The sequence below is a fragment of the Uliginosibacterium sp. 31-16 genome, assembly GCF_030730865.1.
Classification (GTDB): Bacteria; Pseudomonadota; Gammaproteobacteria; order Burkholderiales; family Rhodocyclaceae; genus Uliginosibacterium.
In genome coordinates this window covers 50,612-62,165 of record NZ_JAVALZ010000005.1, presented here as the reverse complement: position 1 = coordinate 62,165, position 11,554 = coordinate 50,612, and the positions used below count along the sequence as shown (strand labels likewise).

The window sequence follows — 11,554 nt, the reverse complement described above, 5'->3', positions numbered from 1 at the left end:
ATATGCGGCGAAGGTAGTGCATGTACAACCTCGTTAATCTTTGATGCCTGGTATGGGTTGGTCGTCATCCTGAAGCGGGATGACGCTTGGCCCCGCACCACTCACGCGGCGCGGGGCTAAACAACTGCTTAAGGTTTGAGTGTCATCGTCGCACTGGACAGGGTTTGCGTTACCCCCTTGACCGTTGCCACAAGATCGACCTTGATCTGATCGCCCACTGCGCCGCTGGAAAACCAGTTGTAATTCCCGCTGCTGGTTTGGCCAGGGTTGAACGTCAGGGTCTGGTCATAGGCTCCAGCCGGCTTGGCTTGCGTGACATTAGTGAAATGCAGGCTCACCGGTACGTCTTTGCCCAAGGCCCCACTGTTTACGACTTTCCAGCCGATATTCAGGTTGTCGCTAGCGCGTGGGTTGCTTGGCAAGGTAAGCGTCCCGGCCAGCTTGGGCGGCAGCACCACGATCTGGAAGCTCTGCCGATCAAAATGCAGGTAGTGATTCATCCAGACAGCACTCAGATCCAGGGACATGACATCCCCTTCCTGTCCCAGAGCCTGCCAACCGGCTTGACGCAGATTGTTCTGATAGCCCGGGATGGTGAGGTTGTCCCACAAGGTCAGTTCCGTCGCTCCTGTTCGCTCACGAATCAACAGCCCCGTTACAGGAATGTCCTTGATCTGCGGCGGGCAGTTGTTATAGACCGTGCGCCCCATGACGATGTTGTTTCCAAGCTGTATTTCACGAGTTGCAAAACTGACGCTGCCCGTAATGCACCCAAGCATCTTGCATAGCGGGGCCGATGCAGACTCAAGTGCCTGTGAAATCGCCAGACGAGGCGCATCCGTATTGACACTACTGATGCTGCGGATCTCATCAGCAGCCAGGACCAGGCCATCCAGTGCGGCTTGATAGCTCGCCTGCGCCAACGCGGTATTTGCTTGCGCCAGCTGAGTCAGCGCACGGTCACGTGCAGCAAGCTCGTTAGCTACGCTCGGCACAAGGGCCTGAACGACCGGCACGGTGTTTGCCGAGATGGCTGCGGCGGCCAGCACATCGACACCTAGCGTGTAGCTAGCCGTAGGCAAAGGAGCACCCAGAACACCATCGCTGGACACGGGGGTCAATACAGCCTCAAGCGGCAAATCGAAGTGACCGGCAGAGGTACCAGCACGCAGTCGCAGCACAACGTCCTTGTTATCGCCTGGAGCAGAGTTCAAAACCCAACTCAGAACGGTTCGGCCATCTGTCAGCACCTGCTGCGCGACCGTAGTTTGCGGATAAGCCTCCTCAAGTTTGAAGCCAACCGGCAAGGTCAAACGAAGCGAGGTGTTGGCGAGCAAGGCTCCGCTATTGGTGAGCTGAATTCGCGCACCGAACGGACGACTTGCATGAGGCGCCGTCAGCACAGGGGCTACTGTACTCAGGCTACGCGAGACAACGTCACGCAGGTTATCGCTTTGCGCAGCAGTTTGTGCCGACATCATGTCCGCCAGATCAAAGGCAAACAGCAGCGCATGACCCTGACCAAATGCATTCAGCGTCACGGCCGGCGAAACATCCTGCACCCCCGGAACGACGGTAAAACTCGCGATTTGCTTGGCCGTGCTCAAGGTCACTCGCAGATCTTGCCCGGCCGTATCCATCAGGCCAGCCGCGATCGTGTTGTCACTGCTGAACTGAATCTGGGTTGAACCATGCGGTAGCTTGCCACTAAAGGTGACGCCCAATACCTCCGGCAGAATCTGCGGACCCGCAGTACTGGCATTACGCAAACCATCGACGATCAGACCATCGCCACGTTCAACAGCTTCGCGAACCTCCTTGGCCATGGTGGTGTCGAGCTTATGCACGCCACCATTGACCCAGTAGGTGTTGTAGATGCCACAGTGGAAGGCTGTCGCAAACTCTTCCTTGGTAGTGACGATCTTGTGACTGACCCCTAGCACGGTGAGGTAGTCATCCAACGCTTTGACACGAGCAGCGACACACGAAGCGATATCGGCGTGTGCTTTTCCATCACTCGAACCGTCAACATCCAGCCCGGTACCGGCTGAACCACCTGTCGTTGAAGTTGGGCACGACACGAGCGCCAGAACACGCGCCTGCGCATCCAGGCTCGGCACAAGGTCGACCTTGACTGCGGGCTTGAGCAACTGGAAGGTGTCTCGCGCAAGGATGATTTCCTTGTCGCCAATCTTCGCGATCAGCACTGCGGCCAAAGTCCTGTCAGCCAAAGATGCGCCGCTTTGCCAAGACTTGACGCCTTGGGCGTTGCCATCAATTGCCACATCAGCCTTGCCCGCCAACTCAGCCACAACAGCACTGGCATCGGCAGCAAGCGGATCAATGACGCGCACACTCAAGGGCAAGCCACTCAGCGCACTGTTGCCACGATTGCTCAACGTATAACTAAATGCGATCTGATCACCGGCATTTGCCGACTTGGGCAACGCACTCAAGCTGCCAGACAGGCCGGCTCCATCCAGCGACGTGTCACGCACGCTGAAACGTGTACTAGCAGCGGCAAGACTTGCGCCTTGTGCATCAAGCACGCTCAGCGTAACTGTGTAGCTGCCAGCCGGTGCGCTGGAGAAGCCAACGCCATAGGACAACTCCTTGCTCACACCACCGAGCAGTTGTGCTACTGGCTCAGTCGTCTGCCACTGAGTTTGACCGTTCGGGTTCAGCACAACCGTTTTTAACGAAAGCCCTTCGCGTACAGAGTTTGCAATCAGATTGCTCACCCGGTCAGTGATCTGCACGGTATCGCGCGGATTGTAGACCGCACGATCTGTCGTCACACGGGCACTAACCTGCTGCGCGGCGGAGGCCGAGATTTCGAACGGCAACGTGATCTGCGTGACTTGGCTACCATTTGCATCAAATAGCGTCACGAGCACGGAGTACCCAGGCGCGTGCAGACTGCTGCCCGTGTTCCAAACGGCATTGGTCCCGCCACTCACCCCTGCGGCAATATTGCCCGTCGGAAACACGCCAAGATCACTCACCAACTTTCCGTCCGGCGCAAAAATCTGGAACTGGAGACTCGCACTGGCCATTGCACCCGCACCGTTGATCACGGACGCGGAAACCAATACAGGACTATCCGAGCCATAGACGGACTTGTCAGTCGCAGCATTCAAGTCGAGCTTCGCTGTGGCGGTGATCTTGGGAATATCGATCGGTGCGTCAACAAGCTCGTTCGTGAACGAATTCTTGAAGCTCAAGAACGCGGCACTCGCAGCAGGACGTTGCTCATTCGGCAGCAGATTGCTCAAAGCAAGATCAAACTCAACGTTACGCCCCGCAGACGTCACGCCAGTCATGGACCATTTATGGACGTAACTACCATCCGCTTGCATGGTGGAAGTGGTCGGGACCGGGTTGAATGCAGTCGCGGTCGACGTTGCCGGAATACTCAACGAAAGATCAGTGTCGATACCACCCAAGCGATCCAGCATCACCGGCAACCAGATCGAAACCCAAGTTGTGGCAGCCAAATCAGTTCCCGCTATTGGGCTGTGCCAAGAGCCCCCCGCTTTTTGCGTAGCCAGAAGCCATTCAACAGCCTTACGAACCAGGGGGTCACTGGGTGAGGGATTTGTGTAGTCCAACGCAACCCCCACCTGCGCAGTCGCCATGGGGTCACTGGTTTGCTTTAGATAACGCCCCCAACCACCATCCACGTTGACATTCGATCGCAGGCGATTGGCGATCTGCGTCATCTTGGCGGCTATAGCTTCAGACCTCGCGGGCTCTGTTGCCCGATAAAAATTGCGAGCCTCACCCAATCCAGCCAAATGCTGAGCAAGCAAAAACGTATCTGTACTAGCCAGCGAATCTCTCGACATTAACCATGTCGTCGCACGATCAATGGCAACCACGTATTTCGACAAGGAAGGAGCTACATCTACCTGAGTACTCTCAATATCCTCCATATACCCACTGTTTTTGACGACCACAAACCGGCCGCCAGGGAGCTCGGACAATTGGCCTGTAACACCGCTGAACCAGATGCGCTCGCCTTCCCAGTCCTCGTTGAATCGGAAAATCCCGCGATCTCCTGCGACATACCAACCGTCAGCACGGTGCAGAACTGAAATCGATCGGCCGTTCGCAAGTTCCAGAACTTTGGAATACGTCTTGTCAGGATTGAAACGCAGGACATAGCCCATACCGGAGTAATTGGTTACATACAGCCGCCCGGATGCATCCATGGCCATACCGCCAGGGGTGCTCAACAACCCACCAGACACCCAAACCTCACTCGACCAATCGGCGGAAATCCGATAAATCCGATTTTCCTGCGAGCTATTACTATAAACATACTGGCCGTCTGGGCTTACTACCAATGCTCCAAAGGTTGTTCCAGTATTTACCCGAACCTGAGTTCCATCTTCGAGCAACTTGTACAAGCCGGTCTTAGTGGCGACAACGATGCTGCCTTGGAATTCTGCCACTCCGCTAGGAGAGCTCAAACCAATCCAAGTCCCGCCAATACTGCCATCGCGATTAATCTGCGCTACTTTCCCCGATGTAAACGTCAGGTAAGTCCGCCCCGCTGAGTCAGTAGCAACGCAACACGTCGCAGAACCAAATTTCTGGTAGAGAGCCACTGCGTCAGGCTTGGCAGTAACCGAATATGTTCTTACTTTTTCAGGGGCGACCGTTGACAGCAACTTATATGAATCAACGAGACTCCGCAGATTCATTCCCGTGGTAGCTTCGTTGGAGCATGACCACAAATCACAACGGTCAGAGTACCAGCGCCCTCCGGCCTCCTGACTAGAGACGGTCCAGTCCGCAGCTTTTTTGATGCTAGAGGCGACAAAAGGTCTGTCGTGGTAAGCACCAAGCGCCCACAAGCCCAGCATCGTCATCTCGCGAGGATAGATTCTGGAGTACCCTTCATTGTACGTACCGTACTCCGTTTGGTTAAGTGTGGTGTTATTCAAAATGGTTGCGCGGGCAAGCTGATCATAAGTACTCAGCTTGCGGTTGGTTTCGCCACCGACTAACGCTTGCGTTTGAATATGACAACCTTGGCAGCCATTGTTATTGACGGTCCAAGTACGAGCCGCTGCATCATTAAAAGTTACTGATTTTTGTATCGCAGCCTTAATCAATGGAACCAATGGGTCGCTAATTACACCCGTGGTTACATCCTGACCTGTAACAGCAATTTTGGCGCGAACAGACTGGTTCCCCGTTGGGACCAAAGACGGGGTCACACTAAAAATCGCCGACCCCGAGTCGCCGACATATAGCTTCCCACTCGCGGAGCCCTGAAGATCGGCAGATATCGCACTGACCGATACTATGTAATTCCCGGAGGCTGCGGCTGGCCAGCTTCCAAAGTCGAGCTTGCTCAATGCAGAAACATCCATCCCTGCACCACTGACGGTAGTTTCGTACACAACTGCCGCAGAAGTTGCGTCCGCAACCCTGACCCGATAGTCCTGCGAAACGAGCGTGGTATTCCCAACGTTCTGCAACGTAGCGTAGAGATGAACCTGACTGTTAAGACCTGCACGCACCACAGGTGGAGTTACTGTTACAGAACCTGCAACCCTTGCATCTTTGCCGACCGTCAGCGGAGAGCCACGCTCCGCGATTGATACGCCAAGGGGTACTGCTCGGCTGCGCGAGCCGGGCTCAATCAACCGTACGACAAATTGATAGGGGCCCGGAGTGTACTGAGCGCTGTTCCATTTAGCATACAAGGTACGGCTTTCGCCCGCAGCCAAGGTGAAGTTGCCGAGCACGGAAAGCGTAGCATCCAGCAAGGCCCCGGTCGCGGCAACGTCCCCATTCTGATCCTGAACCAGCACAAGCCCACTCAGATCAATTGGCTTGTTGTCCGAATTCACAAGCACTACGGTTCCAACAACATCCGCATTCGCGAGCACGCTGGTTTTATCCAGCGCCAAAGCCCCTAACTGCAGCTTGCCGCTTTGCTGGGCCGAAAGAGTGAGATCGCGCAGCACATCACTCGCCTGATCAAGCTCCAGCGTGAGCATTTGTGAAACGTACCCAGAAGCGCTTACGCGAACATCAAAGCGCAAGCCGCCAAGATCGGCCAGGCTATAGGCCCCGTCCTCAGCAGATTTCGAAAACAGAAGTGGCTGGCTGCCTACAATTTCAACCTGCGCACCTGCAATTGCCGCGCCCGTATCGCTCACGACTCGGCCATGCACACTGCTTTTCAGAAGTACCGCTTTCAGCTTCACCACACCCGCTGACACGCTGCTACCCGCAGCGATAACAAATGTCTGACTAACAGATGAGTAGCCTGATCTGTTGTACTGAACTGTGTAGGCCCCTGGGGCAAGTTCTCCTGCGAAATAGCCACCGCCGCTCGTTGCCAAACGGACTGTCGCGGACCCCGTCACATCGACAGAAACAGCATCCAGCACAGCGTTTGTTGCGGCATCAATCACTTGGCCCGAAAATTTACCTGTCGTCGGGACTGGGCTACCGGCCGCGTAAAGAGACGGAGAGAACACCAAGGTTTGCCCAGCCACTACAGAGGCAGTCCCTGTCGCCGACGTGTAACCATTCAGGCTTGCAGATACGCTGATATTGCCGGGCGTAAGCGCGCTGAATTCAAAACGTCCGGAACTATCCGTAGTCGCTGCTTGCGATGCAGCGCCGGAAACAGAAACTGTAACGCCAGCCAAAGGCAAACCAGTGTCCTGAGCGGTCACAACACCGTTCAGGATGCCGGTACTCGTAGCCGGCGCCAGCTTTATCGAGCCAACATCGTATTTCTGCCCGATGGAAACGTTCAAAGCGAGAGTCTGACTGACGTAGCCTGCCCGCGAGAAACTCAACTGATATCCACCAGCAGAAAGTTTCTCAAACTGAAAGGCGCCTGCCAGGGTGCTTGGCTGACTCACCGCAGCACTACCTGCCAACGCCGACTGCAAGCTAACGGTCACACCGTCAAGAGCCTGACCAGATTTGGCATCAACAACAACACCCAAAACCTGACCATTTGCCGCACTATCAACGGGATTCGCAGGACGAACCGACAGCGCACGTAATGCGATAGCCGTCACATAGGGATCACTATTCCAGCTTCCATCGGCCTGCTGACGTCCTTCTAGAAAAGCTTGCGCTGTAGCTTTGTAGGTCGTATCCGTGCTAACCGGGCTGAGCGCCAAAAGAGCCCAAGCCGAACTCAGCGTATCTACTTGCCAGCCACCATCAGCGCCTTGAGCAGACAGCAGAAATTTTGTCAGCTGCTGCACGCCGGTCAAACTTGCGCTATCACTTCCTGTTTGGAGGGCGATACTAGCAATCGCCGCGATCGAGACCTTCGCTGCACCGGTGAGCGCAGCACCGCCGGAGGTATGCGCGTCGACGCCCGCGCTAGACACATGAGACGCGAGGTAGCTGCGAGCGCGAGACGCCTCAGATCCAGTCGCCCTACCATGCTGAGCTAGTGCAGCAATTGCCCATGCGGAATCGGTTGCATCGCTCTGGTATCCCTCTGCTCCAGAAAAGCCTCCGTCGTCGCCTTGCCGCGCGAGAAGTTTATTGAGCAGACCAGGGACGGCCGCGTCAGCTGGATCACGCTCCAATAATTGCCGCGCAAGAGACTCAGTATCAAGCTCTCCGTCCTGACTCTGTGCCGTTGCCACCGCTTGTGAAAGACCATCCGGAACACTTGCCAGAAGACGTAAGGTTTGCGCAGCTTCAGAACGCTCCTGATAGAGGTTTGCAACTGAGTCTGCGTTGCTTAGAAGTCCTGCTTCAGCAACTTTCGTCGTCAACCACGCCAAGCCTTTTTGCACTGAAGCGCTCAACTCCCCGTTTGCCATGAAGGGAAGCAACAAAGCAAAAACAGCGGCCAACACAATGCAAGTGGCCCGTCCAAAACGCGGCTTACGCAACATATCCAACCCCGGATAACTTATATATTCACAACAAAATTACGTTGTGGTGAGCAAGGAAATCCAGAGAGACTTTATGCAAAAAGGCTTTCCTGCGCTGAAGGTGCCGGAGATTAAATGACGATGCAATTCATCGTCAATACTTGTAAAGAAAAATTAATTTTCCAAATCGCCTAAACCAACAAAGACGCCAAATTCATTCATATATGAAATAGAGCTATCGGCAAACACTCCGATTTCATCTTTTCTAAGTACTTGCCATAGCCAACGTTCTCGGCTCTAATCCAGCGGCCTCAAAGTCCAATGCGATACTGAACACACCTCAAAGTAAACATTTAACAAGAATGCAAAAGCCATTTTCACGCACAAAAATACGAGGATTCACTCTGCTGGAGTTGCTGGTGGTCATGGTGATCCTGGGGCTTCTTGCAGGTTACGTTGCACCAAAATTTTTTGCGCATATTGGCAAGGCTGAAGTCAAAACAACTCAAGCACAGATCGACGGGCTGGAGAAAGCGCTGGATGCATATCGGCTGGATGTTGGGAGCTACCCTTCCAGCGAAGCTGGCTTGGTGGCACTCACACAACGCCCGGCTGGTGAGACGCGTTGGAACGGTCCCTATCTAAAGAAAGCAGTGCCAAACGACCCATGGGGGCACCCCTACCAGTACAAGCAGCCTGGTGAGCACGGTGAATTCGATCTGTTTTCCTTTGGCAAGGATGGTCAGCCAGGTGGCACGGGCGAAGCCGAAGACCTAGGTAACTGGTAAGCGTTTAGCACGATGCAATATCTAGTCAAAACGCTTGACATCACCCATGCCGTCATTGAACAGAGCATAGACGCAAGCGATGAAGCGGCCGCTCGCCAGCAAATCGCTGCGCGTGGCTTAACTGTACTAAGCCTGAAAAAGGGGCGCATGAGTAATGGCGGATTGCGCTCAAAGTTCCCGTTGCTACTGTTTTCGCAGGAACTGCTTGCACTGCTGAAATCGGGCCTGCCACTGGTGGAATCCATCGATACGCTGGCCGAAAAGGAGTCCCGCCCAATAGTCCGTGCAACGCTTGACGGACTCTCCGGTGGTATGCGCCAAGGAAAACCATTATCTGCAATGCTAGAAGCTCAACCGGGCGCCTTTCCGACCCTCTACGTCGCGATGCTGCGTGCGGCGGAACGGACATCGGATCTCGATCAGGCACTGGAGCGCTACATCGCATACCGTCAGCAAATGGATGCATTGCGCGGCAAGATTATCAGCGCTTCGATCTACCCCCTGCTGCTGCTCAGCGTCGGTGGACTGGTAGTGGTATTCCTGCTCGGCTTCGTTGTGCCGCGTTTCGCAGGGGTGTTCGAAGAGGTAGGGGGCGATCTGCCCTTCGCCTCAAAACTTCTGATCGACTGGGGCAATCTGATCCAGCAACATTCGCTACCAATGCTGCTTGCGGTGGCTTGTGTGGCAACCCTTCTCACAATGGCGGTGCGCAGCACAACGCTACGTGCAGCGGTCGGACGCAGCTTGTGGAAAATTCCAGCAATAGGAACTGAACTCAAAGTCTTTCAGTTGGCGCGGTTTTACCGCACGCTAGCCATGCTGCTACGCGGCGGCATTCCGGTTCTTACCGCGCTTCAGATGACTCGCGAACTGCTTTCAGCCACCCTTCACCGCGGTCTGGATACCGCAATGCTGATGGTGCGTGAAGGACGTAGCCTGACCGATGCGTTGAGCTTGCACGGCCTGACCACGCCAGTTGCCAATCGCATGCTGCGTGTAGGCGAGAAGGCTGGAAATCTGGGCGAAATGGCTGAACGCATCGCAGTGTTTCACGAGGAAGAAATCGGCCGTCGCGTTGAACTCCTTACTCGCCTCATTGGCCCAGCACTCATGCTGCTGATCGGGACAGTCATCGGTCTGATCGTAGTGCTCATGTATCTACCCATTTTCCAGCTGGCGGAGTCCATTCAATGACCGCACTTCCGCTACTCTCACCTGCGGATATCACGATCCTGCGCCAAGAAGCGGCCAGTGCCCAGTGCAGGATGATCGATCTGCTCGTCGACCGCCACGGAAGTAATGTTCTTGTCGAACTTTCCGTCCAATTACAGCTGCGCAGTGCCACCGCAACCGAGCTACTGTCATGCACACCCGATCTGGAAGCTTTGCGCTTTGAAGAGTGTTTGCGTCGCGAATGCGTAGCCGTTCGCGATAGCAACAACCAACTGTTGATTGCCGTCTGCGATCCTTTCGACGCTCATCTTCAAGACTGGCTGGGGGCACGCATACTCGAGCCCTTCCAATTGGTTTTGACCAGTTGTTCCGACATGACTGCCTGCCTGGCGCGTATAGAAGAGGATCAGCATCTTGTCGCCAACATGATTGGCGATGCACAGAACGCAGCGAGTACGGAGCACACAGAAGACATATCCGCCAGGCGCATATCGGAAGACGCTAGCCCTGTCGTGAAACTGGTGAATTCGACGCTCTACGACGCACTCAAACAAAACGCCAGTGACATTCACCTTGAGTCACTAGCGAACGGTATGCAGATCAAGTACCGCGTAGATGGCGTTCTCAATCGCGTCGGAGCTGTGCAGGGGGCTGATCTGGCGGAGCAAGCTATTTCTCGTATCAAGGTGATGGCCGAACTTGATATTGCCGAGCGGCGCGTACCACAAGACGGACGTTTCAAAGCAAATGCGGGAGGACGTGAGATTGATTTCCGCGTATCCATCATGCCCAGCATCCATGGCGAGGACGCTGTGCTGCGCGTCCTCGACAAGGAACACCTCACGCAGGAGCTAAGCGGCTTAACTCTTTCATCACTGGGTTTTGATGACACCACCCGGGCACAACTGCGCCACATGGCGAATGAGCCCTACGGCATGCTTCTCGTCACCGGCCCAACCGGCTCGGGCAAGACCACCACGCTCTACGCCACTATCGGTGAAACCAATCACGGACTAGACAAGATCGTCACGATTGAAGATCCGGTCGAATACCAACTACCCGGCGTACTACAAATCCCCGTCAACGAAAAAAAGGGTCTCACTTTCGCACGTGGTCTACGCTCAATCCTGCGCCACGATCCAGACAAGATCATGGTCGGCGAAATCCGCGACCCCGAGACCGCAGAAATCGCGGTACAGGCGGCCCTCACGGGTCATCTCGTTTTCACCACCGTGCACGCCAATAACGTCTTTGATGTAATCGGACGATTCATGCACATGGGACTAGACCCCTACAACCTCGTCGCTGCCCTGAATGTTATCGTCGCCCAACGACTACTTCGCATCAACTGCCCGCACTGCAGTTCGGATATCAAACCAGACGCAGCATTGCTCGCCGAATCACGCCTGGGGGACACGGCCGGTTACCGCTTTCGCGCTGGCACCGGTTGCGGGCAATGTCGCGGCAGCGGCTATCGAGGAAGACGCGCGATTGCCGAGATTCTCATGCTCAACGATGAATTGCGCGAATTGATCACGCAACGTGCGCCGTTACGCACACTGAAAGAGACCGCAGCGCGGTATGGCTTCCAGTCCTTGCGCAACGCGGGGATGGCGCTGGTCGCAGCAGGTGAATCCACTTTGCAGGAGTTGAACCGTGTCACGTTCGTCGCCTGACTGCTTACACCTCGCACTCGGCCAGCACGGGTGGCGCCTG

The 11,554-nt window shown here is 55.2% G+C and carries 4 protein-coding genes; 3 read left to right on the top strand and 1 reads right to left on the bottom strand.

Annotation, left to right across the window (positions count from 1 at the left end; translation table 11 throughout):
- Positions 1-128 precede the first annotated feature (128 nt).
- Positions 129-7,898 carry a carboxypeptidase regulatory-like domain-containing protein gene (locus tag Q9Q94_RS16390; protein WP_305981210.1) on the bottom strand — a complete coding sequence of 2,590 codons (7,770 nt, stop codon included), beginning with the start codon at positions 7,896-7,898 and terminating at the stop codon, positions 129-131.
- A gap of 341 nt (positions 7,899-8,239) precedes the next feature.
- On the opposite strand from Q9Q94_RS16390, the gene gspG reads away from it, so the two are divergent.
- From gspG to Q9Q94_RS16375, 3 genes are read left to right on the top strand one after another with little or no spacing between them, the layout of a single operon-like run.
- Complete coding sequence (gene gspG / locus Q9Q94_RS16385) at positions 8,240-8,665, top strand: type II secretion system major pseudopilin GspG (protein ID WP_305981209.1); 426 nt, start codon at positions 8,240-8,242, stop codon at positions 8,663-8,665.
- A gap of 12 nt (positions 8,666-8,677) precedes the next feature.
- A complete protein-coding gene (locus tag Q9Q94_RS16380; protein WP_305981208.1) occupies positions 8,678-9,859 on the top strand; it encodes a type II secretion system F family protein in 1,182 nt (393 codons plus the stop codon).
- Complete coding sequence (locus tag Q9Q94_RS16375) at positions 9,856-11,514, top strand: GspE/PulE family protein (protein ID WP_305981207.1); 1,659 nt, start codon at positions 9,856-9,858, stop codon at positions 11,512-11,514. Before Q9Q94_RS16380 ends, Q9Q94_RS16375 begins: the two co-directional genes overlap by 4 nt.
- The last annotated feature ends 40 nt before the right edge of the window (positions 11,515-11,554 follow it).

Bases quoted from the DNA above. Each gene is read 5' to 3' on its own strand.
- gspG (WP_305981209.1), top strand. From the start codon at position 8,240: ATGCAAAAGCCATTTTCACGCACAAAAATACGAGGATTCACTCTGCTG.
- Q9Q94_RS16390 (WP_305981210.1), bottom strand. From the start codon at position 7,898: ATGTTGCGTAAGCCGCGTTTTGGACGGGCCACTTGCATTGTGTTGGCC.
- Q9Q94_RS16375 (WP_305981207.1), top strand. From the start codon at position 9,856: ATGACCGCACTTCCGCTACTCTCACCTGCGGATATCACGATCCTGCGC.
- Q9Q94_RS16380 (WP_305981208.1), top strand. From the start codon at position 8,678: ATGCAATATCTAGTCAAAACGCTTGACATCACCCATGCCGTCATTGAA.